Annotated in this window: 23 protein-coding genes; 9 read left to right on the plus strand and 14 right to left on the minus strand. The window is 74.5% G+C overall.

Annotation, left to right across the window (positions count from 1 at the left end; all coding sequences use genetic code 11):
* Positions 1-242: 242 nt before the first annotated feature.
* Positions 243-761, plus strand: a complete 519-nt coding sequence (locus E2C05_RS15195; RefSeq protein WP_133220494.1) for a hypothetical protein — start codon at positions 243-245, stop codon at positions 759-761.
* Positions 758-1,294 carry a hypothetical protein gene (locus tag E2C05_RS15200; protein ID WP_133220495.1) on the plus strand — a complete coding sequence of 179 codons (537 nt, stop codon included), beginning with the start codon at positions 758-760 and terminating at the stop codon, positions 1,292-1,294. The genes E2C05_RS15195 and E2C05_RS15200 overlap by 4 nt, the downstream gene beginning before the upstream one ends.
* Positions 1,295-1,516: 222 nt before the next feature.
* Here the strand turns inward: E2C05_RS15200 and E2C05_RS15205 are convergent, their stop codons facing one another.
* The 3 genes from E2C05_RS15205 to E2C05_RS15215 all read right to left on the minus strand — a co-directional run bounded on the left by E2C05_RS15205 (position 1,517) and on the right by E2C05_RS15215 (position 3,943).
* Complete coding sequence (locus tag E2C05_RS15205) at positions 1,517-1,957, minus strand: hypothetical protein (RefSeq protein WP_133220496.1); 441 nt, start codon at positions 1,955-1,957, stop codon at positions 1,517-1,519.
* A gap of 196 nt (positions 1,958-2,153) precedes the next feature.
* Complete coding sequence (locus E2C05_RS15210; protein WP_133220497.1) at positions 2,154-2,882, minus strand: SH3 domain-containing protein; 729 nt, start codon at positions 2,880-2,882, stop codon at positions 2,154-2,156.
* Positions 2,883-2,968: 86 nt separating this feature from the next.
* On the minus strand, positions 2,969-3,943 hold the full coding sequence (locus E2C05_RS15215; RefSeq protein ID WP_133220498.1) for a Bug family tripartite tricarboxylate transporter substrate binding protein: 975 nt from the start codon (positions 3,941-3,943) through the stop codon (positions 2,969-2,971).
* Positions 3,944-4,013: 70 nt separating this feature from the next.
* Between E2C05_RS15215 and E2C05_RS15220 the strand changes: the two genes are divergently transcribed.
* On the plus strand, positions 4,014-5,570 hold the full coding sequence (locus E2C05_RS15220; protein WP_133220499.1) for a cation:proton antiporter: 1,557 nt from the start codon (positions 4,014-4,016) through the stop codon (positions 5,568-5,570).
* Here E2C05_RS15220 and E2C05_RS15225 read toward each other — a convergent pair.
* The 4 genes from E2C05_RS15225 to hemF form a co-directional block, all read right to left on the minus strand.
* Positions 5,560-6,984: a hypothetical protein gene (locus tag E2C05_RS15225; RefSeq protein ID WP_133220500.1), complete on the minus strand. Its 1,425-nt coding sequence runs from the start codon at positions 6,982-6,984 to the stop codon at positions 5,560-5,562. The two genes, E2C05_RS15220 and E2C05_RS15225, sit on opposite strands and share 11 nt — an antisense overlap.
* A 256-nt stretch (positions 6,985-7,240) precedes the next feature.
* Complete coding sequence (locus tag E2C05_RS15230; RefSeq protein WP_133220501.1) at positions 7,241-7,588, minus strand: FKBP-type peptidyl-prolyl cis-trans isomerase; 348 nt, start codon at positions 7,586-7,588, stop codon at positions 7,241-7,243.
* 85 nt (positions 7,589-7,673) lie between these two features.
* A complete protein-coding gene (locus E2C05_RS15235; protein WP_133220502.1) occupies positions 7,674-8,648 on the minus strand; it encodes an NADPH:quinone reductase in 975 nt (324 codons plus the stop codon).
* A 623-nt stretch (positions 8,649-9,271) separates the two neighbouring features.
* Positions 9,272-10,201: an oxygen-dependent coproporphyrinogen oxidase gene (gene hemF, locus E2C05_RS15240; protein WP_274607279.1), complete on the minus strand. Its 930-nt coding sequence runs from the start codon at positions 10,199-10,201 to the stop codon at positions 9,272-9,274.
* 223 nt (positions 10,202-10,424) lie between these two features.
* Here hemF and petA point away from each other — a divergent pair, with 223 nt between their 5' ends.
* From petA to E2C05_RS15260, 4 genes are all read left to right on the plus strand, one after another.
* Positions 10,425-10,973 (plus strand): ubiquinol-cytochrome c reductase iron-sulfur subunit, encoded by a 549-nt coding sequence (gene petA, locus E2C05_RS15245; protein ID WP_133220504.1) that lies wholly within the window; start codon positions 10,425-10,427, stop codon positions 10,971-10,973.
* Between the two features lie 10 nt (positions 10,974-10,983).
* A complete protein-coding gene (locus E2C05_RS15250) occupies positions 10,984-12,255 on the plus strand; it encodes a cytochrome b (RefSeq protein ID WP_133220505.1) in 1,272 nt (423 codons plus the stop codon).
* Entirely contained in the window at positions 12,255-13,040 is a 786-nt protein-coding gene (locus tag E2C05_RS15255; RefSeq protein ID WP_456306500.1) for a cytochrome c1, read from the plus strand. The genes E2C05_RS15250 and E2C05_RS15255 overlap by 1 nt, the downstream gene beginning before the upstream one ends.
* 179 nt (positions 13,041-13,219) lie before the next feature.
* On the plus strand, positions 13,220-15,655 hold the full coding sequence (locus E2C05_RS15260) for a methyl-accepting chemotaxis protein (protein ID WP_158292141.1): 2,436 nt from the start codon (positions 13,220-13,222) through the stop codon (positions 15,653-15,655).
* Positions 15,656-15,965: 310 nt separating this feature from the next.
* Here the strand turns inward: E2C05_RS15260 and E2C05_RS33030 are convergent, their stop codons facing one another.
* The gene (locus E2C05_RS33030; RefSeq protein WP_158292142.1) at positions 15,966-16,112 is read right to left on the minus strand and encodes a hypothetical protein; all 147 of its coding nucleotides are present in this window, start codon (positions 16,110-16,112) and stop codon (positions 15,966-15,968) included.
* Between the two features lie 213 nt (positions 16,113-16,325).
* Here E2C05_RS33030 and E2C05_RS15265 point away from each other — a divergent pair, with 213 nt between their 5' ends.
* Positions 16,326-17,210: an S-methyl-5'-thioadenosine phosphorylase gene (locus E2C05_RS15265; protein ID WP_133220508.1), complete on the plus strand. Its 885-nt coding sequence runs from the start codon at positions 16,326-16,328 to the stop codon at positions 17,208-17,210.
* Between the two features lie 166 nt (positions 17,211-17,376).
* Complete coding sequence (locus tag E2C05_RS15270; protein WP_240046748.1) at positions 17,377-18,324, plus strand: DMT family transporter; 948 nt, start codon at positions 17,377-17,379, stop codon at positions 18,322-18,324.
* Between the two features lie 118 nt (positions 18,325-18,442).
* Here the strand turns inward: E2C05_RS15270 and E2C05_RS15275 are convergent, their stop codons facing one another.
* The 6 genes from E2C05_RS15275 to fliN form a co-directional block, all read right to left on the minus strand.
* Entirely contained in the window at positions 18,443-19,516 is a 1,074-nt protein-coding gene (locus tag E2C05_RS15275) for an OmpA family protein (protein ID WP_133220509.1), read from the minus strand.
* 155 nt (positions 19,517-19,671) lie between these two features.
* Positions 19,672-20,430, minus strand: coding sequence for a nucleotide-binding protein (locus E2C05_RS15280; RefSeq protein WP_133220510.1), 759 nt, complete (start codon positions 20,428-20,430; stop codon positions 19,672-19,674).
* 19 nt (positions 20,431-20,449) lie between these two features.
* Positions 20,450-21,352, minus strand: coding sequence for a flagellar biosynthesis protein FlhF (locus E2C05_RS15285; RefSeq protein ID WP_133220511.1), 903 nt, complete (start codon positions 21,350-21,352; stop codon positions 20,450-20,452).
* Positions 21,353-21,355: 3 nt separating this feature from the next.
* Positions 21,356-23,422 (minus strand): flagellar biosynthesis protein FlhA, encoded by a 2,067-nt coding sequence (flhA, locus tag E2C05_RS15290; protein WP_133220512.1) that lies wholly within the window; start codon positions 23,420-23,422, stop codon positions 21,356-21,358.
* A gap of 38 nt (positions 23,423-23,460) precedes the next feature.
* Positions 23,461-24,918 (minus strand): sigma-54 interaction domain-containing protein, encoded by a 1,458-nt coding sequence (locus E2C05_RS15295; protein WP_133220513.1) that lies wholly within the window; start codon positions 24,916-24,918, stop codon positions 23,461-23,463.
* Between the two features lie 25 nt (positions 24,919-24,943).
* The gene (gene fliN / locus E2C05_RS15300) at positions 24,944-25,264 is read right to left on the minus strand and encodes a flagellar motor switch protein FliN (protein WP_240046749.1); all 321 of its coding nucleotides are present in this window, start codon (positions 25,262-25,264) and stop codon (positions 24,944-24,946) included.
* Positions 25,265-25,436 lie beyond the last annotated feature (172 nt).

A 25,436-nucleotide genomic window follows, 5' to 3' on the forward strand; every position in this document is an offset into this window, starting at 1 on the left:
GCAAGTGCCGCCCCGGCCCGGGGCCGCGGGCCGCCATAGCCGCCATGCCCACCTGGCCCGGACCGATCCACCCCCGGCCGCCTCCCGGCCCTCGGCCCGGCGGCGGCCCGGCCGGCCCGGGCCGCCGCCGGTGGCCGGGCGCATCGACGACCACCTGTCCCGGACGGCGCCGCGCGCCTGATCCCGCGCCGTCGCCCGGGCGCCACCAGAACCGATGCGGCGGACCGGCGTTCGCCGTCCCGATGCCGTGTTCCCGCCTGCGCCGTGCCTCGGCGGCCCTGTTCCTCCTCCTCCTGCCGGGCTGCCAGGCCCTGCTGACCGAGGGTACCTCCACCGTCGCCGGCATCGGCGGCGCCAGCCTGGCGGATGGGGTGGGCGCCAACCCGGCCGTGACCACCGGCATCGGCCTCGGCGTGCAGGCGCTGGGCCGGGCCGGGCTGCAATATGCCCAGCGCCGCACCCACCGCGCGGCGCAGGACCGCATCGCCGCCGTGGCCGGCCCCCTGCCGGTGGGCGGCACCGCCGCCTGGCGGACCAAACACACCCTCCCGGTCGAGCCGAACGAGCATGGCCAGGTCGCCGTCAGCCGCGTCATCAGCACCGGCGCGCTGGACTGCAAGGAGATCGTCTTCTCGGTGGAGGAGGGCAAGCCGGAGGCGCCGCGGCGCGGCTTCTACCTGGCGGCGGTCTGCCGCGACGGGGAGCGCTGGCGCTGGGCCTCGGCCGAGCCGGCGACCGAGCGCTGGGGCAGCCTGCAGTGACGCGGCCCGCCACGGGCGCCCGCCGGCCGCTGGCGGCGCTGGCGCTGACGGCCGCGCTGCTCGGCGGCTGCAACTCGGCCAGCGACTTGATCGGCGCCGCGACCGGCACGGCCGCCGCCGCCGGGTCGGGCAATCCCGCGCTCGGCATCGCCATCGGCGTCGGCGCCCGGGCGGCGGCGGATTGGGGCCTGCGCCGCGTCTCCCGCCGCTGGCAACGGACGGAGCAGGAGGCGGTGGCCGAGGCGGCGGCGGCCGCACCGCCGGGCGAGGCCCGGCCCTGGCAGGTCCGCCACAGCCTGCCCATCGGCAACAAGGGCGGCGAGGTGCGGGTGCTGCGGGAGATCGACACGCCGCTCGCCCGCTGCCGCGAGATCGCCTTCTCGGTCGAGGAAGGCCAAGGCACGGACAAGGGCACGGACAAGGGCGCGGCCATGACCCGGCAGTGGTTCCTGACGAGCCTCTGCCAGGGCGAGCAGGGCTGGCGCTGGGCGGCGGCGGAGCCGGCGACCGAACGCTGGGGCAGCCTGCAGTAGCGCCCTGCCGCGCCAGGCCCGGGGGCCGCATGGCGCGACCCGCAGCGGGCCGAGGCGCACGAGCGCGTCCGACGCCCTGGAATGCCATCGGCATCGCCGCGCGACGTCCATGCGCGCCCGCGTCGTGGCGCGCCGGGGCCGCAAACCCATCTCCACCGGCGCCGCCCGCCGCCCGAGCGCATCGCGGCCATTGCCGAGGGTCGGCCCGACCGACCCTCGGCATCAGCGCGACATGGACAGGCACTGGCCGCCGCTGCAGACGGCGGTGGTGCCGCCGGCGCGGCCGCCGCTGATCCGGTTGTTGAGGGCGCCGGAGCAAGCGATGCCGGGGTTCGCCAGGCAGTTCCGCGGGCCGCCCTGGCCGCCCGCCGGCTTCGCCGCTGGCGCGGAGGCGAGCAGCAGGTCGGCCTGCCCGATGAACCGGGCCTGGCCGGCCGTGACGCGCCGCATCGACCGCGTCAGCGAGTCGACGAAGACATACTCGCCGCCGATCTCCTCGCAGAGCGAGCCGCCGCTGTTCGGCAGGGCCGTGCAGCGCCCGAGATTCGCGGTCTCCACGACCTGGCCGCAGGCGGCGAGGCTGACGGTGGCGAGCAGGCCCAGGGCCGACGCCGCCAGGAGGTTGCGGAGGCGATCGCGGCGGGTCTTCGGGGCGGATGCCATGTCCCTGTGCTCCTGGCTGGACCCTGCCTGGCCGCGGCTGGCCGGGGCGGCTGGGTCTCGACAGGGCGCATCTCAGCGCAAGCGGCGGGCGATGGCGGTTCCCTGGGGAACAGGCCGCGGCGTGGCGGCCGGGACCATGCCGGTGATGGCGGATCGGCGGCGACGCCCGCCGGGCGCGACGGCCCGCCGGCGCCCGCTACCGGTCCAGCACCGAGGCATGGACCCAGCCGAAGGGCTGGTCCTCGCCCACCTCGAGCCAGCCGCCCGGCGCCTCGCTGAAGACGCGCAGGGTGGCGGCGCGCGGGACCACCCGCACCACCGCGCCGCCGCCGCCCGGCGTCGCGCGGATGTTCACCGGGTGTGCGGCGGTGGTGGTCACGCTGCGGCCGGGGTTGGCCGGGGTAGTCGCCGCCGCCGGGGCGGCGGGCGCCGCCGGGATGCCGGCAGGTTGGGCGGGGGCCGGCAGGCCGGGGCGGGGCAGCGCCGCTTCCAGCGGCAGGGGCGGCAGGCTGCGCGGCGCCTGCGGCCGGGCGGTGGCGGGGCCGCCGCCCTCGAAGCAGCGGTCCAGCATCTCGATGAAGACGCGCGTCGCCTCCGCGTTGGACGCGCCGAGGACGAGGTCGGTGCGCTGCGCCTGGCCCTCCTTCAGCGCCACCACCGCCACCCAGGGCACGAAGGGATCGGTCGCCCCGCCGGTGGGGTTCACCTGGCCGCAGACCGCGACGCTGTCCGGCAGCGCCTGCCGCCAGGCCTGCACCGCGCGCAGTTGCATGTCGCCGGTGATGCGGAGGCGCGCGCGCACCGCGTCCTCGGCGGCGCGCCGCGCCGCGGCGAAGGCAGGCGGCGGCGCACCGGGGACGGCCTGCTTCGGCGTCTCGTCGCAGGCCATCAGCGCCAGCAGCACCGGCAGGGCGTGTTTCCGCATGGCATCGTCCCGGGTCCGGTTCCGGCCGGGCAGGTGGCATGCGCGGCGCGGCCGGTCCAGGGCGCGCCGGCTGCAAGCCGGCGTGACTATTCCGGCTGGGCGCCGCTGATGCGCACCATCTCGGCCCAGACCGGCTTCTCCTTCGCCAGCCGCGCCGCCAGCGCCGCGGGGGTCGAGCCGGTGAGCCGCGCGCCCATGCCGATGGCGCGCTGCTGCAGGGCGGGGTCGGCGAAGGCGGCGCGCACCTCGGCCGACAGGCGGTCGATGATGGCCTGCGGCGTGCCGCGCGGCGCCGCCCAGAGATGCCAGGGCGAGACCTCGAAATTCGGCAGCCCCGCCTCGGCCATGGTCGGCACGTCCGGCAGGGCGGGCCAGCGTTCCGGCAGGGTGACGGCCAGCGCCCGCATGCGGCCCTCGGCGATCACGCCGACATAGCTCGCCAGGTTGTCCACGGCATAGTGGATGTCGCCCGACAGCATGGCGGTGATGGTCTGCGCGCCGCCACGGAAGGAGACATGCTGCGCCTCGAACCCGCCGCGGTTCGCCAGGTAGGCGCCGGAGAGGTGGATGGTGGTCCCGACGCCGGAGGAGCCGTAGCTGACGCCGTTCGGCCGCGCCTTCGCCCAGGCGGTGAACTCCGCGATGCTGCGCGCCGGGACGTATTGCGCCGGCACCACCGCGACATTGGGCAGGTCCCACATGGCGCTGATCCAGGCCAGGTCGCGGTCCGGGTCGTAGGGCAGGCGCCGGAACAGCAGCGGGTTGATCAGCAGGTTGTGCATGCTGACCGTGCCGATCGTGGTGCCGTCCGGCGCGGCGCGTGCGATCGCCTCCACCGCGATGTTGCCCGACGCCCCCGTGCGCGTCTCCACCACGAAGGGCTGGCCGAGGCGCTGCGTCATCTGCTCGCAGGCCAGGCGCGTCATCACGTCGAGCGATCCGCCCGGCGGGAAGCCGACCAGCACGCGCACCGGCCGGTCGGGCCAGGCGGCCTGGCCGCGCGCCGCGAGCGGCAGCGCGGCGAGGAAAGGCGAGGCAAGCAGCGCACGGCGGTGCAACATGGCCGGGGTCCCCCCATGGTTCGTTGCCCCCTGCCTACCACCCACCGCGCTCGCCGTCAGGAGCCGCCGCATGCTGGTCTTCGAGCTCACCATCGGGCTGCTGCTGGCCGGCGCGCTGCTGGCGGTCTGGGCGCGGCGGCTGCGGGCGCCCTACCCCGCCTTGCTGGCGCTGGCCGGCACCCTCGGCGCCGTCGTGCCCGGCCTGCCGGAGGTGGCGCTGGACCCGGAGCTGGCGCTCGCCCTCTTCGTCGCGCCGACCCTGCTGGACGCGGCCTACGATGCCTCGCCGCGCGACCTGCGCGACAACTGGCTGCCGGTGATTGGCCTCGTCGTCGTCTGCGTGCTCTGCACCACCGTCGCGGTCGCCTGGGTGGCGCGGCTGGTCGAGCCGGGGATCCCCTGGGCGGCGGCCATCGCGCTCGGCGCCATCGTCGCGCCGCCGGATGCCTCGGCCGCCGCCGCGGTGCTGCGGCAGCTGCGCCCGCCGCACCGGGTGCTGGTGATCCTGGAAGGCGAGAGCCTGCTGAACGACGCGACCGCGCTGCTGATCTACCGCGTGGCGGTCGGCGCGGCGGTGACCGGCGCCTTCGACGGCTGGTCGGTGCTGCCGGTGCTCCTGCTCACCTGCGGCGGCGGGGCGGTGCTGGGGGTGGCGCTGGCGAAGCTCTATGTCCGCCTGTGCCTCGACCGGGAGGACGCGGCGGTCTCCATCCTGGTGCAATTCCTCGGCACCTTCGCCGTGTGGATGCTGGCGGAACGCCTCGGCGTCTCCGCCATCATCTGCATGGTCGCCTATGCCGTCACCATCGCGCGGGAGGCGCCGCTGCGCAGCGGCGCGCGGCTGCGCATCGCCTCCTACGCCGTGTGGGAGGTGGCGGTCTTCGTGCTGAACGTGCTGGCCTTCATCCTCATCGGCCTGCAGCTGCGCGGCATCCTGACGCGGCTGGACGGCGGCACCTGGCGGGACGTGCTGTTCGCCGCGGCGGCCTGCGCCACCGTCATCCTGGTGCGGGTCTTCTGGGTGATGGGGTACAACACGGTGGTGCGGGCGAAGAATGCCCGCTTCGGCATCCGCACCCGCCGGCCGATGCAGGCGCCGACCTGGCAGGGCGGCCTGGTGATCTCCTGGTGCGGCATGCGCGGCATCGTCACCCTGGCGGCGGCCCTGGCCCTGCCCGAGGCGTTCCCGCATCGCGACCTGATCCTGCTGACCGCCTTCGCCGTCACCCTGGTGACGCTGGTGGCGCAGGGGCTGACCCTGCGCTGGCTGCTGGACCGGCTGGGCATGCCGGATGACGGCGCGGTGGCGCAGGAAGCGGCGCTGGCCCGGACGGCGACGGCCCGGGCCGCCGCCGCCGCGCTGGCGGGGCTGCCGGGGCCGGAAGCGGCGCTGCTGCGCGGCGAATACGCCGCCCGCCTCGCCCCGGCCGCGGGCACGGCCGAGGCGCTGGCGGCGCTGCAGCGCCGGGCGGTCCAGGCACAGCGGCAGCGCCTGGCGGCGCTGCGGCGGGAGGGCACGATCGGCGACGACGCCTTCCACCTGGTGGAGGAGGAGATCGACCTCATCGAGCTGTCGGCCGATCCCCGCCTGCGCGCCCTGCCGGCGCCCGACGCCCTCAGGCGATGACGGCGTAGACGAAGTCGTCGAAGCCGAAATAGCCGGGGGCATCCAGCACCAGCTTGTCGATGCTGGCGAAGCGGCCCGCCGGGTCGGCGAACTGCACGCTGGTCGTGCTGCCGGCCGCGACCGTGAAGCTCGCCGTGCCGACCAGGATGCCGTCGTCATAGGCGCGGGCGGTCACCACCTGCGTTCCGAAGGCCGAGGAGAACTGGGCGCCAAAGGCGTCGAAATCCTCCGCCCGGGTGATCACCAGCGGCGAATTCGGCTCACCGGCATAGCCGGGGATCTGCTGGCCGTTCTTCTCGCCGACGAAGGCGAGCTGGCTGGCGGAGCTGGCGCGGTAGCCGAGCTGCGGATAGTCGTCCGCATCCACGATGCCGGCCTGCAGCCAGGTGAAGCCGCCATAGTTGACGCCGAGCGGCGTCTCCGGCTGGCCGCCGAGGTCGATGTCGTCGAAGGTGAGGATGGCGGGGCTGCCCCGGGCCGGCGCCGCCGCGGCCGTCAGCACCAGGTCGTCCGCCGACCAGCCATTCTGGTTGCCGACCTGCGAGCCGAGGGTCAGCGTCGTCAGCGTCTTGAAGGCGGCGTCGAAGAAGCCCTGCGACTGCGTGCCGGTCAGGGTCGTTCCGCCGTAGGTGATGCTGCGGGCCAGGAAGTCGATCTCCACCCTGGTGCCGTCGGCGATGTTGTCCAGCCGCAGCTCCCCGGCCGAGCCGTCATGCTCGAAGCCGCCCTGCAGCCCGCCATTGGTGTCGCGGATGGTGCGGCCATCGCTGTCGAGCACGATGGTCGTCGTCGCGGCGGGGTTGAGCACGCGCGCGGTGAAGCTGGCGAAGGTCAGCTCCTGCCCGCCCTTGAGGGCGAAGGTGACGCTGTCGCCGTCGTTCAGCCGGGTGGCGGTGCGCACCGCCTCGCTGCCCGTGCCGTTGACGAAGCCGAAGCCCAGCTCGTCCGAGAAGGTGACGTAGTTGCCCGGCTGGCTCGGCGCGCCTTCGGTGAAGGCATCCGCCAGCACGGCCGAGTTCGCCTTGCCATGGCCGGTGATGGCCACCGGATCATTGCTGGCGGACAGCATGCTGATGTCGGCGACACGGCCGCCGCCGGTGATGTCGGCCAGGTTGTGCGCGACGACGCCCATGCCGACCCGCAGGTCGCTGCTGGCGTCGTTCACCTTGCCGGCGGCCGGCGCATTCACGCCGTCGGCGAGATTGATGCCGAGCGCGCTTTGGGCTGCCGCGGTGCCGGTGAAGGCGAGCAGCTGCCTCCATTCGGATCCGGTGAAATCGAAGGTCCCGTTCGACAGGGTGCGGGTGGCGAAGCCGCTGGCATCGTCGATGGTTTCGAGCTGCGAGCCGGTGCTGCCGCCATCGACGAACTTCACGGCTCGGGTGCCAAACCAGATCTGCTTGGTGGAATCCATGGTCCTCGGCTTTCAAGGCATGCGGCGCGGCGCGCCGGCCACCCCCTCGCCCGGTCGAGGCCGAGGCTGGCCCCTAATCCCTAAGGAAAACGAATATTGCCCACCATAAACCGCAGGCTGTGAAACGCCTTCGTGATTTTCGTTTCGGTTGAATCACGCAAACGCCAGCGGGGGACTGGCCGCGGCGGCGATCCCGGCCCGTGCCGGCCCGCGCGGGGAAGGGCCGGACGCCCTTCCCCCGGCCGCTGGCCCGGGGTCAGTCGAGGCCGAGCAGCTCCACGTCGAAGACCAGCGTCGCATTCGGCGGGATGACGCCGCCGGCGCCGCGGGCGCCATAGCCGAGCTCCGGCGGAATGGTCAGGCGGCGCTGCTCGCCGATCTTCATGCCGGCGACGCCCTGGTCCCAGCCGCCGATCACCTCGCCGGCGCCCAGCTCGAACTGGAAGGGCTGGCCGCGGTCGCGGGAACTGTCGAATTTCCGCCCCTTGGTCTCCGGCGCGGCGGCGTCGTGCAGCCAGCCGGTGTAGTGCACCGTCACCATCTGGCCGGCGGTGGCGGTCGCGCCGCTTCCTTCCGCCAGCGTGTCGTGTTTCAGCGCGGCCATCGGCATCCTCCCTCTCTGCCCGGGCGGTCTGGCACGGACGGAGGGGCGGCGCCAGGGTGCGGGACGCCAGGGTGGCGGCGGCGCCTCAGCAGTCCAGCACCAGGTTGCCGATGAAGCGGCCGCCCTCCACCGCGTCATGCGCCGCGGCGCAATCCGCCAGCGGCACCCGGGCGGCGACGGCATGGGTCACCAGGCCGGCGCGCAGCCAGGCCTGCAGCGTGTCCACCGCCACCGCGCGCTGCGCCGCGCTCAGCTCGTAGACGATGAACCAGCGCACCGCGATGCCCTTCATGATCGCCGGGCCGAATTGCATGGTGGCCGCCGGGCCGTTGGAGCCATAGGCGGCGCAGATCCCGCCCGGCGCCAGCACCGCCGGCAGCAGCCCGGCGGTGGTGGAGAGATCGACATCCACCACCCGCTGCACGCCGGCCCCGCCGGTCAGGTCGGCGATGCGGGCGGCCACATCCTCGGACCGGTAGTTGACCGTGGCGTCGGCGCCGGCGGCCATGGCATGCGCCGCCTTCTCCTCCGAGCTGACGGTCGCCAGCACCCGCGCGGCGCCGAGCAGCCGGGCGAACTGGATGGCATAGTGCCCGACCGAGCCGGCGCCGCCGGTGACCAGCACCGTCTGCCCCGTCACGCCGCCATCGGTCAGCACGCCGTGCAGCGCCGTCAGCGCCGGGATGCCGAGGCAGGCGCCGGCCTCGAAGGCCGTGTTGTCGGGCAGCGGCACCGCCTGCGCGGCGGGCAGGGCGATGCACTCTGCCGCCGTGCCGAAGGCGCGCTTCCACTGGCCGTTCCAGATCCAGACGCGCTGGCCGATGCGGCCGCGGTCCACGCCCTCCCCCACCGCCTCGACGGTGCCGGCGCCGTCGCTGTGCGGGATGACGCGCGGAAAGGCCATGGGGCGGGACCCGCGGCGCGTCTTCCAGTCGGACGGGTTCACGCCCGAGGCGGCGAGGCGGACCAGCACCTCGCCCGGGCCGGGCGCGGGGGTGGGCAGGTCGCCATAGGTCAGCACGCTGCTGTCGCCGTTGCGGTCGTACCAGACGGCCTTCATGGCGCGGCGGTCCCGGCGGCGCGGCGGTCGCGGGTCATGGTCATCCTGGCGTCTCCCCTCTCGTCGCGGCGCAGCTTAGGGCAGATCGCGGCATGGCGGGAACGCGGCGCCGGCCCGCCGGGACCGCCCGGCCGCGGCCTGCCCCGGCGCGCGCCCCGCCAGGGATGGCAGGGCCATCGCCGTTCGGCCCCGATCGCATCCGGACGATGACGGGCTTGGCGGAGGCGCGGGCGCTGCTGGAAAGGCCACGCTGGAAGGACAGGATGCCGGCGCTGCTGCCGGACCGCCCGGCGGATTGCGCCGCCGGCCCGGCGACGCTTCCCGGCACGGGGCCGGAGGGGCCGGCGCCCTTCACCCCGGCCGTCTTCGGCAGCCTCGGGGCGGGGGCGCCCGCCGCGGCCCGGGCGGTGCCCCGCCATCCCGCCTCGGGCGGGAACCTCCGGTTGGCCCATCCGAAGACGACGGGCGCGATCCGCACCCGCCTCGTCCGCGACCGGGGGCGGGAGGCGCTGGCGGAGGCCGGCATCCTGCCGGTGGCGCAGGGGGCGCTGGACACGACCTGGCCGGCCCTGCGGTCCCGCCGGCGGGCGGAGATCCCCCGCCTCACCCGCCGGGGCGCCCGGTCACGGCCAGATCGGCGGCGGCAGGGACATCAGGATCGCCTCGACATTGCCGCCGGTCTTGAGGCCGAAGAGCGTGCCGCGGTCGTGCAGCAGGTTGAACTCGGCATAGCGGCCGCGGCGGACCAGCTGGTGCTCGCGCTCGGCCGCCGTCCAGGGCTCGTGCATCCGGTCGCGGATGATGGCGGGATAGGCATCCCGGAAGGCGCGGCCGACGTCCTGGACGAAGGCGAAATCCGCCACGATCCCATGGCCCGGGGTGCGGTCGCCCAGCCAGTCGAAGAAGATGCCGCCCAGGCCCCGCGTCTCCCCCCGGTGCGGCAGGAAGAAGTACTCGTCGCACCATTTCTTAAACTTTGGATAGTACCCGACATCGTGTCTGTCGCAGGCCGCCTGGAAGGCGGCATGGAAGCGGGCCGCGTCGGCGATCGACTCCGGGGCGTCCAGCGCCATGGGGGTGATGTCGCCGCCGCCGCCGAACCAGGGCTTCGCGGTCACCAGGAACCGCGTGTTGAAATGTGCCGCCGGCACGCGCGGGCTGTGCAGATGCGCCACCAGGGAGATGCCGGTGGCGAAGAACCGCGGATCGGCCTCCGCCCCCGGGATCTGCCGGCGGAATTCGGGGGAGAATTCGCCATGCACGGTGGAGACGTTGACGCCGACCTTCTCGAAGACCCGGCCGCGCAGGATCGCCATGGTGCCGCCGCCGCCCTCCGGCCGCTGCCAGGTGGTGCGCTGGAAGCGGCCGGGCGGCAGGCCGGCCTGCGGCCCGCCGTCCAGCGCATCCTCGATCGCCTCGAAGGCGGCGCAGATCTCGTCGCGCAGGGTTTCGAACCAGGCACGGGCGCGGGGCGCGAAGGGATGGTCGGCCGGAGAGGGTCCGGCCGGCGGGACCGGGGACTGGTCGGTGGACGGGGCGGTGGACTGGGCCAGGGATGCGGCGTCGCTCACGAAGATCCTCCTGCTCCGCACGGGTTCTATTCCACGCCCGGCGGATTGCCACCTTGCGGAACGTGCCTTTATAGGGGGCGCGGCGCGTGAGGGTAGCGCAGGCCCGGTCACGCCCGGGCAGCGGGAACCCACCGCCGCCAGTCGCATTCGGCCCCCGCCCGTCCGGCCAGGACGCGGACGTGGCCGCGATCAAGGACGATGAGGCATGGCCGATAGTATGGCGCAGGCAGCGCCGCAGGACGGCGAGACCCGGCGTGACTTCCTGAACCTGGTGACGGCGTCCTTCGCCGCGGTCGGGGTGGGCGCGCTGGCCTGGCCCTTCATCAGCTCGATGAACCCGGCGCGGGACGTGCTGGCGCTGGCCAGCACCGAGATCGACCTGAAGCCGATCGCCACCGGCTCGGCCGTGACGGTGATGTGGCGCGGCAAGCCGGTCTTCGTGCGCAACCGCACCGCGCAGGAAATCCAGGCGGCGCGGCAGGCGCCGATGTCCGAGCTGAAGGACCCGCAGGCCGACCAGGCCCGGGTGAAGAAGGACAACTGGCTCGTCCTCGTCGGCGTCTGCACGCATCTCGGCTGCGTCCCGCTGGGCCAGAAGCCGACCGATCCGCGCGGCGACTACGGCGGCTGGTTCTGCCCCTGCCACGGCAGCCACTACGACACCTCCGGGCGCATCCGCAAAGGGCCGGCGCCGGCCAACCTTGCGGTGCCCGACTACACCTTCACCTCCGACACTCAGATCCGGGTCGGCTGAGGAGCAAGCGATGGCCAGCGGACTGCACAAGAGCGAGGTCCAGAACCCCGTACTGCGGTGGATCGACGCGCGCCTGCCCGTCGTCACCATGATGCAGAAGGAGTACGGGACGTTTCCGACGCCCCGGAACTTCAACTACTTCTGGAACTTCGGCGCCCTCGCCATGGTCAACCTGTTGATCATGATCGCGACCGGCATCTTCCTGTCGATGCACTACACCGCGCATGTGAACTACGCCTTCGACAGCGTGGAACGCATCATGCGCGACGTGAACTACGGCTGGCTGCTGCGCTACGTGCACGCCAACGGCGCCAGCATGTTCTTCATCGTCGTCTACATCCACATCTGGCGCGGGCTCTACTACGGGTCGTACAAGGCGCCGCGCGAGCTGCTGTGGATGCTGGGCGTCGTCATCTTCCTGCTGATGATGGCCACCGCCTTCATGGGCTACGTGCTGCCCTGGGGTCAGATGTCCTTCTGGGGCGCCACCGTCATCACCAACCTGTTCAGCGCCCTGCCGCTGATCGGCCCCGACATCGTGGTCTGGCTGTGGGGCGGCTTCTCGGTCGACAACCCGACGCTGAACCGCTTCTTCAGCCTGCACTACCTGCTGCCCTTCGTGATCTTCGGCGTGGTGTTCCTGCACGTCGCCGCGCTGCACATCACCGGGTCCAACAACCCGCTGGGCATCGACCCCAAGGGCCCGCAGGACACGCTGCCCTTCCACCCCTACTACACCGCGAAGGACAGCGTCGGGCTGGTCGCCTACTTCGCCTTCTTCGCCATCCTGGTGTTCTTCTTCCCCAACATGCTGGGGCACCCGGACAACTACATCCCGGCGAACCCGCTGGTGACGCCGCCGCACATCGTGCCGGAATGGTACTTCCTGCCCTTCTACGCGATCCTGCGCGCGGTGCCGGACAAGCTGGGCGGCGTGGTGCTGATGTTCGCCTCCATCGCCATCCTGTTCGTCCTGCCCTGGCTGGACACCAGCCCGGTGCGGTCCATGCGGTTCCGGCCGCTGGCCCGGCCCTTCCTCTTCACCTGGCTGGTCGCCTTCTTCGTGCTGCTCTACTGCGGCGGCAAGCCGGCGGAGGAGCCCTATGTCACCGTCAGCCGGGTGGCGACGGCCTACTACTTCCTTTACTTCCTGGTGATCCTGCCGCTGCTCGGCCGGCTGGAACGGCCGCTGCCGCTGCCCGAAAGCATCGCCAAGCCGGTCTTGCGCGGCGGCGGGCCGCTTCCCGCGGGCGCCATGGCCAAGCCGATGGAGAAGGCATGATGCCTGCGCTGCGTATCCTGAAGGCGGTCGCGGTCGCCGCCGGCCTGCTGGCCGGCGCCGGCTTGGCCGCCCCCGACGCCAGGGCGGCGGGCGAGGCGATCCACCTGCCCGACACCCGCTTCTCCTTCGAGGGGATCTTCGGGCATTTCGACCGCGCCTCGGCCCAGCGCGGCTTCCAGGTCTACAAGGAAGTCTGCTCGAACTGCCATTCGATGCGGCTGCTATCCTACCGCAACCTGCGGGACCTGGGCCTGTCCGATGCCGAGGTGCGGGCGATCGCCGCCAGCTACCAGGTGCAGGACGGCCCGAACGACGAAGGCCAGATGTTCGAGCGGCCGGCGCGCCCCTCCGACCGGTTCCGCAGCCCCTTCGCCAATGAGAAGGCGGCGCGGGCGGCGAACAACGGCGCCCTGCCGCCGGACCTGTCGGTGATCGTCAAGGCGCGGGAAGGCGGCGCGGACTACATCCATGCGCTGCTGATGGGCTATGAGGACCCGCCGGCCGGCATGACCCTGATGCCCGGCATGAACTACAACAAGTACTTCGCCGGCCACCAGATTGCCATGGCCGCCCCGCTGTCCAGCGAAGGGCAGGTCGAATACGCCGACGGCACCAAGGCCACGGTCGACCAGATGGTGACGGATGTCGCCACCTTCCTCGCCTGGGCGGCGGAGCCCGAGCTGGAGCAGCGGAAGGCGCTGGGCGTGAAGATGGTGATCTTCTTCACCGTCCTCGGCGGCCTGGCCTATGCGGTGAAGCGGAAGATCTGGGCGGACGTGCACTGACCGCCCGGCGGCGGGACGGCGGCGGGTTCACCCCCGGCGCCCCCCCGCCGCCAGCTTCCCGGCCCCGGACCTGCGAAGGCCGCCCCTGAAGGGGGGCGGCCTTTCGCATGTCGGGCGGTTACATCGGCTTCACGATCGGCTGCTATCCCGGGTGGACCCACGCCGGACGTCCTCCGCCCATGCCGCAGCCGCCCCCTGACCGTTCCCGCCTGTCCATCGGCGGCGTCGCCATCCTGCTCTCCGCCCTGCTGGTCGCGCTCACCTTCGGCCTTTCGGGCACGCTGCTGGCGGGCAAGCTGCAGGCCTGGGCGGATGCGGTGCGGCAGCGGGACACCACGGCCGCCATCGCGCAGTTCGGCCAGGGCCTCGTGGACCTGTCGCTGGAACGGTCGGTGGTGCAGGTCACGCTGCAACTGCCCGATCCGGTCGCGCCCAGTTTCCGCGCCATGATCGACCGGCAGCGGGACGCGGCGGGCCAGCGCCTGGGCGCCACCCTGGCCGGGCTGGACCGGCTCGGCGGCCCGGCGGCGGACGCGCTGGCGCGCGACATCCGCGCCGCGCTCGGCCGGCTGGACGCGCTGCGCCGCACCGCCGATGCCGATCTCGCCCGGCCGCGGGCCGGCCGCGATGCGGGCTTCGTCGCCCGCTGGGCGGAGGAGGTGCCGGACCTGATCTCGGCGCTGGAGCCGCGGCGGGCGACGCTTCGCCCCGGCAGCGACGCGATCCCCGTCGCCATCTCGGTGACCGAACAGGTGCAGCACCTGGCCTGGGCGGTGCGGGAATATGGCGGCCGCGACCGCACCCTGCTGGCGGTCGCCGTCGCGCTCGGCCAGCCGATCCCGGCCGCGACGCGGGACCGCATGCAGGCCTTCCACGCGATGGTCGGGCAACGGCTCGCCGCCCTCGCCGCCCTGCTCGACAACCAGGCGCTCGGCCCGCGCTTCCGCGCCGCGATCCCGGCGCTGCGCACCGCCTATCTCGGTCCCTATGCCGCGCTGCGGGACCGGATCCTGGCCGCCAGCGCCGAGGGCCGGCCCTATCCCGTCGATTTCGACGCCTTCTTCGCCGAGAGCAGCCGGGTGCTCGACCTCGCCGCCACCCTGTCGCAGGACGCCACCGTGGCGAACCTCGCCTATTGGCAGGACAGCGGCTGGCAACGGCTGATGCTGATGCTGGCGACCGGCATGGCGGCGTTGCTCGGCCTCGGCGCCGGCATCGCCCTGCTCTGGTTCGTCCGCACCCGCGTCTCCGCCCCGGCGGCGCGGCTGGCCGAGGGGATCGAGGCGGTGGCGGAGGGGAGGCTCGACGCCCCGATCATCCTGCGCCGGCCGCCGGCCGAAGTGGCGCGGATCGCCCATGCGCTCGACCGGCTGCGGGAGAGGCTGCAACAGGCGCGGGCGCTGGAACAGGCGGCGGCCCGGGACCGCGCCCGGCATGCCCAGGAACAGGCGGCGACCGAGCGCTATACCGCCGAATTCTCCGCCGTCATCGCCGGCGTGCTGCGCGACCTGTCCGAGGCCGCGGCCTCGATGGGGGAGAATGCCCGTGGCATGGCCGCGCTGGCGGAGGCGACGCGCCAGGACGCCGGCACGGCGCGCGGCGTCAGCGAGGCCAGCACCCAGGCGCTCGGCACGCTGCTGGGCACCACCGACGCGCTGGTCGACGGCACCGCCGCGGTGACGCAGGAATTGTCGGCGGCGACCGCCCAGGTGGCGGCGGCGGTGACCGAGGCGCGCGACAGTGACCGGCTGATGGCCGGCCTCGCCGGCGCGGCGGCGGAGATCGGCGGGGTGGTCGGCACCATCCGCGCCATCGCGGCGCAGACGAACCTGCTGGCCCTGAACGCCACGATCGAAGCCGCCAGGGCCGGCGAGGCCGGCAAGGGCTTCGCCGTGGTGGCCGGGGAGGTGAAGGCGCTGGCGGCGCAGACCGCGCGGGCGACCGAGGAGGTGGGCAGCCGGATCGAGGCGGTGCGCCGCTCGACCGAAGCGGCGGCGGGGTCGATCGGCCGGATCGCCACGGCGGTGGATGCGGTGCGCGGCGCCGCCGAGGCGATCGCCACCAGCGTGGCCGGGCAGCGCGAGGCGGTGGGGCGGATCGCCGCCGGGCTGCACGACGTGGCCGGCCGGACGGAGGCGGTGGCTGGGCGGATGGACGGCCTGACCCAGGCGGCGGAAGCCGGCAGCGACGCCTCCGCCACGCTGCTGACCGCCGCCGACGGGGTGCGCCACCGCGCCGGCAGCCTGCACGATGAGGTGCAGGCCTTCCTCCGCCGCTTCGAGAAGGCCGGCGAACGCCGCGCCTTCAAGCGCCATGACTGCCGCGTCCCGGTGGGCATCAACTGGGACGGGACGCGGCTGGTCGCGACCAGCGTCAACCTGTCCCGCAGCGGCATCCTGCTCGACCGCCGGCTGGACCTGCCGACCGGGCGGGAGGTCGGCGTCGAGTTCCCCGGCGCCCCCCCCATCCGCGCCCGCGCGGGCCGCGAGGCGGAGGCGGGGACGGTGCTGCTCTTCCTGGCCGAACCGGCGAATGAGGCGGCGCTGGACCTGGCCTTCGCCCCCCTGGGCCTCGAGCAGCAGCACACCGCCGAGGGGCCGCGCGCCGCGGCCTGACGCCGGCCACCGGGGTTTGCCCGGCCGGGCCGCGGCCGGCCGTTGGGCAGTCGGGTGGCCGTCCTGCCGGCGGGGCCGATGGCGCCCTGCAGGGTTCATTTACCGGCACGCCCCGGGCCGCGGAGAACCGCCAGGGCCGCGCCGCGCGGCGTTCGCGCCGTGGCGGACCCCCGCGCTGCCGATGCCGCCCGGCGCTGCGTCCGGCCGGCCCCGGCAAGGGTCCCCGCGGCATCCCGGCGCCCTGGCGATCCCGCGCCTGCCCGCGCGCCACCGGATCAGGCCGGGGCGCTCCGCGCTGCCGCGCGCCGTTCTACCGCCGGCCGGTCTGCGTCAGGCCCGGGGGCGGCAAGGCCGTGCCGCGCTCGATCGACCGGTCCACGACCGGCGTCGGCGGCCGTTCGCAGGCGGCGGCCACGACCAGGGCCGCCAGCGCCGCGAGGCCAAGGATGCGGGTCATGGCGTCACTCCTCCGACTCGGTCCCGCAGGCTGCGCGGCGGCGGGAAGCATGGCAGCGCATGGGCCTCGGCGCCATCCATAGCCGCCGGCCGCGCCGCGGTGTAAAGCGCCGCCGGCCCGCGCCGCGCGTCCCGGGGCGGGACGCGCGCCCGAACGGGCCCTGTCCCGCAACGCGCCCCCGGGCGCCCGCGCAGCCGTGCCGGAGGCCATGCCATGCCCGAGACCGTCACCCCCGTCATCGGCCTGATCGGCGGTTCCGGCCTCTATGACATCGAGGGGCTGGAAGACCGGGAATGGCGCCGGGTCGCCACGCCCTGGGGCGATCCCTCGGACGAGATCCTGTTCGGCCGCCTGGCCGGCGTGCCGGTCCGCTTCCTGCCGCGGCATGGCCGCGGCCATCCGACCCCGCCTTCCGACCTCAACTACCGCGCCAATATCGACGCGCTGAAGCGGGCCGGCTGCACCGACGTCATCTCGCTCTCGGCGGTGGGGTCGCTGCGGGAGGACCTGCCGCCCGGCCATTTCGTCATCGTCGACCAGTTCATCGACCGCAGCTTCGCGCGGGTGAAGAGCTTCTTCGGCACCGGCTGCGTCGCGCATGTCTCGGTCGCGCATCCCGTCTGCCCGCGCATCGGCGATGCTCTGGAGGGCGCGGCCCGCGGCCTCGTCCTGCCGGTGACGCGCGGCGGCACCTACCTGGTCATGGAAGGCCCGCAATTCTCGACGAAGGCCGAGAGCGAGCTGTACCGGCAATGGGGCTGCAGCGTCATCGGCATGACCAACATGCCGGAAGCGAAACTGGCGCGGGAGGCGGAGCTTTGCTACGCGACCGTCGCCATGGTCACCGACTTCGACTGCTGGCACCCGGACCATGACCACGTCACGGTGGACCAGGTGGTGAAGGTGCTGTTCGGCAATGCCGACAAGGCCAAGGCCCTGGTGAAATCGGTGGTGCCGGCGCTGGGCGCGCCGCGCGGCCTGTGCCCGGCGGGCTGCGACCGGGCGCTGGACCACGCCATCATCACCGCGCCGGAGAAGCGGGACCCGGCGCTGCTGGCGAAGCTGGACGCGGTGGCGGGGCGGCTGCTGCGGGCCTGAGGCAACGGACCGCCACGGGCGGCCCCGGGAAGCGGATACGCGCTCCAACGCCCTGGCGGGGCTCCCATGCGGCCGCGGCCGCTCCCGCGCACGCAAGAGCAAGGACCGGAGTGCGGCGCGCCCGCGGCCGCGCCAGGGTCCCTCCCTCATCGGGGAGATGCGGCGGATGGCAGGACGGCGCGGGGCGACGCCGCCGGGCATGGGCAGGCGGGAATGGGCGATGCTGCTCGCTCTCGCCATCCTCTGGGGCGGGTCGTTCTTCTTCAACGGCGTCGCGGTGCGCGAGCTTCCGCCGCTGACCCTGGTCTGGCTGCGCGTGGCGGTCGCGGCAACGGCGCTGCTGCTGGCGCTGCGCCTGCTGCGGATCGCCATGCCGACCGATCGCCGGGCCTGGGCCGCTTTCCTCGGGATGGGGTTGCTGAACAACGTCATCCCCTTCTCCCTGATCGTCTGGGGCCAGCACCACATCGCCAGCGGCCTCGCGTCCATCCTCAATGCCACGACCCCGTTGTTCACGGTGCTCGTCGCGCATCTCCTCACCCGGGACGAAAGGCTGACCGCAGCGAAGGCGGCGGGCGTCGCGGTCGGCTTCGCGGGCGCGGTCGGCATGCTGGGCCCCGCCGCGCTCGGCGGCCTCGGCAAGGATGGGCTCGCGCAGCTTGCCTGCCTAGCGGCCGCCTGCGTCTACGCCTTCGCCGGCATCTACGGGCGGCGGTTCCGGCGGATGGGCGTGGCCCCGATGGCGACGGCGGCGGGCCAGATCTCGGCCTCCACCCTCATGCTGCTCCCGGCGGTGCTTCTCATCGAGCAGCCCTCGGCGCTGGCGATGCCGTCCGGCGCGACCTGGCTCGCCGTCCTCGGCCTCGGCCTGCTCTCGACCGCCGTCGCCTACTGGCTTTATTTCGCCATCCTCGCGGCGGCGGGGGCGACGAACCTGCTGCTCGTCACCTTCCTCATCCCGGTCAGCGCCATCCTGCTCGGCGCGCTCGTCCTCGGGGAGATCCTGCTGCCCCGGCACGTCATGGGCATGGCCCTTGTCGGGATCGGGCTGGCCTGCATCGACGGGCGGCTGGCGCGCCGGTTCCTGGCGTGGCGGGCGAGGGAAGCGGCGTGACGGCCCGCCCCGGCCGGCCGCGAGCGTGGGCAGGGCGGGCCGGAGCCGCGACAGCCTGCCCTGGGTCGCCCCTTATGTCGCCCCTGGGTCGCCGGCCGCGATGCCGCGGCCGCGCCGCTCAGCGCAGCACGATCTCCACCCGGCGGTTCTGCGGCTCTCGCACCCCGTCGGCGGTCGGCACCAGCGGCTTGCTCTCGCCGAAGGCGGTGACCGTGATCTCCTCCCGCGCCACGCCCTGGCGGACCAGTTCGGTCGAGACCGCCTCGGCCCGGCGCTGCGACAGGCGCTGGTTGTATTGCGGCGTGCCGGACCGGTCGGCATGGCCGGCCACGTCGATCCGCGTGGTCGCCGTGCGGCGGGATGCGGCGGCGGCATCGGCGATGATCTGCCGCGCCCGCTCCGTCAGGTCGGCGCGGTCCCAGTCGAAGAACACCAGGAAGGTGCGGGCCGGCGCCGGGGCCGCGGCGGCCGGCGCCGCCTCCGCCGCGGCGGGCGCCTGCGGCGGGTTGAAGGCGTAGCGCAGGCCCAGCAGCAGGGCGTGGTTGGTGTTCCCCGGCTCGAAGCTGCCGGGCACGCCGGCCTGCGCCGGGCCGCTGGTGCGGCCGATGGCGATCTTGGGGTCGAGCGTGCCGAGGAAGCGGTACTCGGCGGTCAGCGACAGGCCGGGCACCGCCCCGCCCAGGCCGAAGGCGCCGCCCAGGATGGCCTGGTAGGCGAATTGCGGGTCGGTGTCCTCGATCCGGTAGCCGCTGCCGCCGACCGAGAAGCGCGACCGCCGGATCTCGTTCCAGACATAGCCGCCGCCGATGCCGAGATAGGGCTGGTAGATGGAAGGGGCGAGGCCGAAGCTGCTGAGGTCGAAGTCGAACAGCAGGTTGGCCATGACGCCGTAGCGGTCGAGATACCCGCTGCCGCCCACCGTCCGGCCGTTCAGGGACAGCCGGTCGACCCCGTCGCTGCGGTAATTGCCCTCCACCTCGGCGCGCCAGCCATTGCCGAAGCCCCAGCCGAGGGAGAGCACCGCCGCCGCGCCCACATCGTTGGTCCGCAGCCGCACGCCGCTGTCGTTCAGGTCCGGCGTGAAGCCGATGCCGGCGCCGGCGCCGAGATAGAGCCCCTCCACCGGTTGGGCGCCGGCGGCGAGCGGGGCCGCGAGCAGCGTGGCGGCCAGGAACAGGCGGCGGATCGGCATCGGGCACTCCAGCACGGCACCGCGCGGCGGGCCGGGAAACGGGGTGGTCGCGGCCCGGCGGGATCCGCGCCAGCAATCCCGTGAAACATAGCGCCAGCCGGTGCCGCCCTGGAACGGCGATTCCTGCTGCGGTTGCGAAGAACGCGGAGGTGTGTTCACGGCGCAAGCCCCCTCGCCAGGACGGCGATGTCCACCGCCGCCGGGGCGCCGGGATGGCGGGTCAGCAGCGGGGCCTGGCGGCGGATCGCGTCGGCGACCTTGGGGTCGCGGCGGATGATGCCGGCCAGCGGCACGCCGGCGCCGAGGAAGCGGCTGCAGGCCTGGTCCAGCGCCTGCCAGGTCCGCTCCCCGCCCGCCCGGTCGGTGGCCTGGTTGACCACCACCCGCGCCTCGGCGCCCGGCCGGTCCCTGCGGTGCAGCTTCAGCACGGCATAGGCATCGGTCAGGCTGGTCGGCTCCTCCGTCGCCACGACCAGCAGCAGGTCGGCCAGCGCCGCCAGCCGCCGCACCGCCTGGTCCAGCCCGGCGCCGAGGTCGAGCAGCACCGCGTCGTAGTCCGCCGTGGCGGCGCGCAGCGCCGCTTCCAGCCGGCCGACCGCCGCCGCATCCAGCCCGGCCAGGGCGCCGGACCCGCTGCGGCCGGGCAGGATGGCGAAGCCGGCCGGGTGCGGCGTGGCGGCCTGCGCCGCGCTCAGCCGCCCGGCCAGCACGGCGGAGAGATCCTGCTTCGGATCGAGCCCGAGCTGCACGTCGACATTCGCCAGGCCGAGATCGGCATCCACCAGCAGCACGCGCCGCCCGTCCTGCGCCAGCGCCTGCGCCAGGCCGATGGCCAGCACCGTCTTGCCCACGCCCCCCTTGCCGGAGGCGATGGCGATCACCCGCCCGGCGGATGCCTGCCCCGCGCGCGTCACTCCCCTGCCCCTCCCCCGGTCATGCCGCGGCCTCCGCCAGCCGTGCCGCCAGCCAGGCCGGGCCGAGCGGCACCAGGTCGCCGGCCGGGTCCGGCCCGATCCCCGCCTCGGTCAGCGCCAGGCCGGCGGCGGCGCCGGCCAGCACCCCGCCCAGCCGCCGCGCCAGGTCCAGCCGCGTCGGCAGCAGGTGGCGGGCGCCGATGACGGCGAAGGCCTCGGCCAGGTCGGCGGCCTCCGCCGGGTCCAGGCCGGCCGGCAGCACCACCACCATCTCCGCCCGCGCCGCCTCGGCCAGGCGGCGCAGCGCCTCGGCCTGCCGCGCATCGAAGGGGTTGCAGCCGGCGGTGTCGATCAGCACCGCCTGGCCCGGCTGCCGCCGCGCCACCGCCTTCAGCAGCGCCGGCGGCTGCGGCGCGACGGCAAGCGCGAGGCCCAGCACCCGGGTGAAGGCGGCCATCTGCTCGGTGGCGCCGGCCCGGGTGCCGTCGGTGGTGACCACCAGCGGCGTCGTCCCGGCGATCACCGCCCGCGCCGCCAGCTTGGCGATGGTCAGCGTCTTGCCGGCGCCCGGCGGCCCGGCCAGCAGCAGCGGCCGCGCCGCGGCATCGGGCAGCGCGGCGAATTCCAGCGCCGCCCCCAGCGCATCCTCCAGCGAGGCGCCGGTCAGCCGCGCGGCGAGCCCGGCGGGCAGGTTGTGCCGCGCCAGCGGGCCGGCCAGCGCCGCCGGCGGGTCGGGCGGGATGATCCAGGGCTCGGCCTCGTCGGACGGGTCCGGGTCCGGCGGGCCGGCGCGGGCGGCCGTCACCTCCACCCCGCCCGGCACCGGGCGGCTGCCGAGGATCACCGCCTCCTCGCCCAGCTCGGCGCGCACCAGGGCCATCGCCTCCGCCATCCGCCCTGCCTGGAACAGCCGGAGCCGCATCGGTCAGATGCTGCCGACGGTGCGGATGCGGGCGCGCGGATGGATCTCGGTCTGGCTCAGCACCATGGTCGAGGGGCGGAAGCGCTCCACGATCGCCCGCACATGCGCCCGGATGGCGCCGGAGCAGACGAGCACCGGCGCCTCCCCGGCCGAGGCGGCGGCGTCGAAGGCATCGCGCAGGCGCTGCATGAACTCCTGCAGCCGGGTCGGCGCCATGGCGAGCTGGCGGTCCTCCGGCGGGCCGGCCAGGCTCTCGGCGAAGGCCAGCTCCCAGTCGGGCGAGAGGGCGATGAGCGGGACGTAGCCGCCCGGGCCGCGCGCCGCTTCCGAAAGCTGCCGGGCGAGCCGCGTGCGCACCACCGCGAGGATGCCGGCGACGCCGCGCTGGCCGCCCGCCACCGCTTCCTGCACGCCTTCGAGGATGGTCGGCAGGTCGCGGATGGAGACGCGCTCCGCCAGCAGCGCCTGCAGCACGCGCTGCAGCCCGCCGGTGCTGACCTGGCTGGGGATGACGTCCTGCACCAGCTTCTTGTGCTCGGCCGGCAGCTCGTCGAGCAACTTCTGCGTCTCGGCGAAGGACAGCAGCTCGGGCATGTGGTCGCGCACCGTCTCGGTCAGGTGGGTCGCCAGCACGCCGGCGCAGTCCACCACGGTGCAGCCGCGCGCCAGTGCCTCGTCGCGCAGCGCCTCCTCGATCCAGAGGGCGGGGAGGCCGAAGGTCGGCTCCGTCGTCCGTTCCCCGGCCATGTCCGGCACGCCGCCCGAGGGGTCGATCGCCAGGTGCAGCGGCGGGCGGAGCTGGCCGCGCGCCGCCTCGATCTCCTTCACCCGCAGCACATAGGTGTCGGGCGGCAGCTCCAGGTTGTCCTGGATCCGCACGCTCGGCAGCACGAAGCCCATCTCCTGCGCCATGGTCCGCCGCAGCGCGCGGATCTGCTCGGTCAGCCGCGGCGCGTCGCCGGCGGCCAGCGAGAGCAGCCCGTAGCCGAGTTCGAGCCGCAGCAGGTCGAGCTTCAGCGCCTCCGCCACCGGCGGCTCCGCCGCCTCGGCCTCCGGCGCGTCCTCCGGCGCCAGGGCGGCCTTCCGCTCCGCCTCCCGCCGGGTCCAGGCGAGCGCACCGGCGGCGCCCGCCAGCGCCAGGAAGGGCAGCAGCGGCATGCCCGGCAGCAGGCCCATGACGACGGCGGCGCCGCCGGCCAGCGCCATCGGCTTCCAGCCCTGGCCCAGCTGCCGCGCCAGCACCTGGTCCGAACGCTCGTCGCCGGCGCCCTTGGTGACGACGATGCCGGCGGCGACCGAGACGAGCAGGGCCGGGATCTGGCTGACCAGCCCGTCGCCCACCGTCAGGGTGGCGAAGGTGGTCGCCGCCTCCCCCACCGCCAGACCGTGCCGCAGCACGCCGATCGCCAGGCCGCCGAGCAGGTTGATGGCGGTGATGATCAGCCCGGCGATGGCATCGCCGCGGACGAATTTCGCGGCGCCGTCCATGGCGCCGTGGAAGGCGCTCTCCTCCTCCAGCTCGCGGCGGCGGCGGCGCGCCTCCTTCTCGTCGATGAGGCCGGAGGAGAGGTCGGCGTCGATCGCCATCTGCTTGCCGGGCATGGCGTCCAGGCTGAACCGCGCCGCCACCTCGGCGATGCGGCCGGAGCCCTTGGTGACGACCATGAAATTCACCACCAGCAGGATGGCGAAGACGATCAGCCCGACGATGACGTCGCCGCCCATCAGGAAGCCGCCGAAGGCGGCGACGACATGGCCGGCGGATTGCGGCCCCTCATGCCCATGCGTCAGGATGGTGCGGGTGGTGGCGACGTTCAGCGCCAGGCGCAGCAGCGTGGTCAGCAGCAGCAGCTGCGGGAAGGCGGTGAAGTCGAGCGGCCGCTTGAGGAACAGCGCCACCATCAGCACCAGCACCGACAGGGTGATGGAGATGGCAAGCCCGGCATCCAGCAGCAGGGTCGGCAGCGGCACCACCAGCACCGCCAGCAGCAGCGTGACGCCGAGCGCGAGGGCGACGTCGCCGCCCATGCGCACGCCCCGCAGCCAGCCCGGCAGCGCCAACCCGTCCATGCGCTAGCGCCCCGCGCCCGGGGCTTCGGCGGTCGGCATCAGCGGGACCCCGCCGCCGGCGGCCAGGCGAAGGCGCCGGCCGGCCGGTCGCCCGGCAGGCCGGGCAGCAGGCCCGTCCCCGGCGCCACCGGCACCGGCGCGCCCTGCGCCCGGTACTCGTGCAGCTTGTTGCGCAGCGTGCGGATGGAGATGCCGAGGATCTCCGCCGCGCGGGTGCGGTTGCCGAGGCAATGGGTGAGCGTCTCGAGGATCAGGTCGCGCTCCACCTCCTCCATCCGCCTCCCGACCAGGCCGGCGACGCCGCCCGCCGCCGCGGCTGCGGCGGCGGCGGCAGACGTTGGCGTGGCGGTGGGGGTGGCGCCGGCGGCGGCGTCGCCGCCCGCCGGTCGGGCGGGCGGCAACGGCGTCAGCTCGATCGCCGCCGGGCCGATCACCGCGCCGTCGGCCAGCAGCACCGCGCGGTGCAGGGTGTTCTCCAGTTCCCGGACATTGCCCGGCCAGGGATGCGCCAGCAGCGCCTGCTCGGCCGCCGGGGAGAGCGGCCGCGATGGCAGCCCGTTCGCCTCGGCGAAGCGGCGGGCGAAATGCGCCGCCAGGGCCGGGATGTCGCCCGGCCGGTCGCGCAGCGGCGGGATATGCACCGAGACGACGTTCAGCCGGTAGTACAGGTCCTCGCGGAACCGGCCGGCGCGCACCTCGGCGCCCAGGTCGCGGTTGGTCGCCGCCAGCAGCCGGACATCGACCTTGACCGGCGCGGTGCCGCCCAGCCGGTCCACCTCCCTCTCCTGGATGACGCGCAGCAGCTTGGCCTGCAGCCGCGCATCCATCTCGCCGATCTCGTCCAGCAGCAGCGTGCCGCCATCCGCCTGCTCGAACTTGCCCTTGCGCGACGCGACGGCGCCGCTGAAGGCGCCCTTCTCATGGCCGAACAGCTCGCTCTCCAGCAGCGATTCCGGCAGGGCGGCGCAGTTCAGCGCGACGAAGGGGCCGCGGCCGCGCCGGCTATGCGCATGGATGAAGCGTGCCAGCACCTCCTTGCCCGTCCCGCTCTCCCCGGTCACCAGCACGCTGGCCTCGGCCCGCGCCAGCGCCTCGGCACGGGCCAGCAGCGCCGCCATGGCGGGGTCGCGGTGCACCGGCCCGTCCGGCTCCCCGGCCACCGCCTGCAGCATGGCGGCGATGAGTTCGGCATCCGGCGGCAGCGGCAGGAATTCCCGCGCCCCGGCCTGGATGGCGCGCACCGCGGCGGCGGCATCGGCATTGCGGCCGCAGGCGATCACCGGGCAGGCGATCCGCTCCTCCGTCAGGCGCTCGATTAGCCAGGCGATGTCATGCGCCAGGTCGCAGAGCACCAGGTCGGCGCCGTCGCTGCGCAGCCGGGCGAGCGCCGCCGCCGGGCCTTCCGCGGCGGCGACGCGGGCGCCGCGCGCCGCGGCGATGCGGGCGGCCTGGCCCAGCTCCGCCTCCAGCGCGCCGATGATCAGCAGCCGCGTCATGATGCCGTCTCCCGCCGCGGCCTGCTCAGCCCGACCGGTCGGACTTGACGATCTCGGTCATCGTCACGCCCAGCCGGTTGTCGTCCACCATCACCACCTCGCCGCGGGCGACGAGGCGGTTGTTGACGTAGATGTCCACCGCCTCGCCCAGCTTGCGGTCCAGCTCCACCACCGCGCCGCGGCCGAGCTTGAGCAGCTGCGACACCTGCATGGTGGCGCGGCCGAGCACGGCGCTGACCTGCACGGGGATGTCGTAGACCGCCTCCAGGTCGCGCGCCGCCGGGCCGGCGCCGCGCACCGCGGCCGCGTCGGTCGCCGCCAGGGCCTCGAAGGGATCGTCTGCCATGCGTCAGGTCTCCTGCAGGTCGAAGGCGTGCAGCAGCGCGGCGATGGCGTCCCGCCGCGCCGCGAGGGACAGCGCGGCGCCGCCGCCGCGCCAGGTTGCCGCCGCGTCGCCGGGCGGCAGGGCCGGGTCTTCCTCGATCGCCAGGCCGGCGGGGCCGAGCCGGGCGGCGACC

Source organism: Paracraurococcus ruber (assembly GCF_004353985.1).
Lineage (GTDB): Bacteria > Pseudomonadota > Alphaproteobacteria > Acetobacterales > Acetobacteraceae > Paracraurococcus > Paracraurococcus ruber.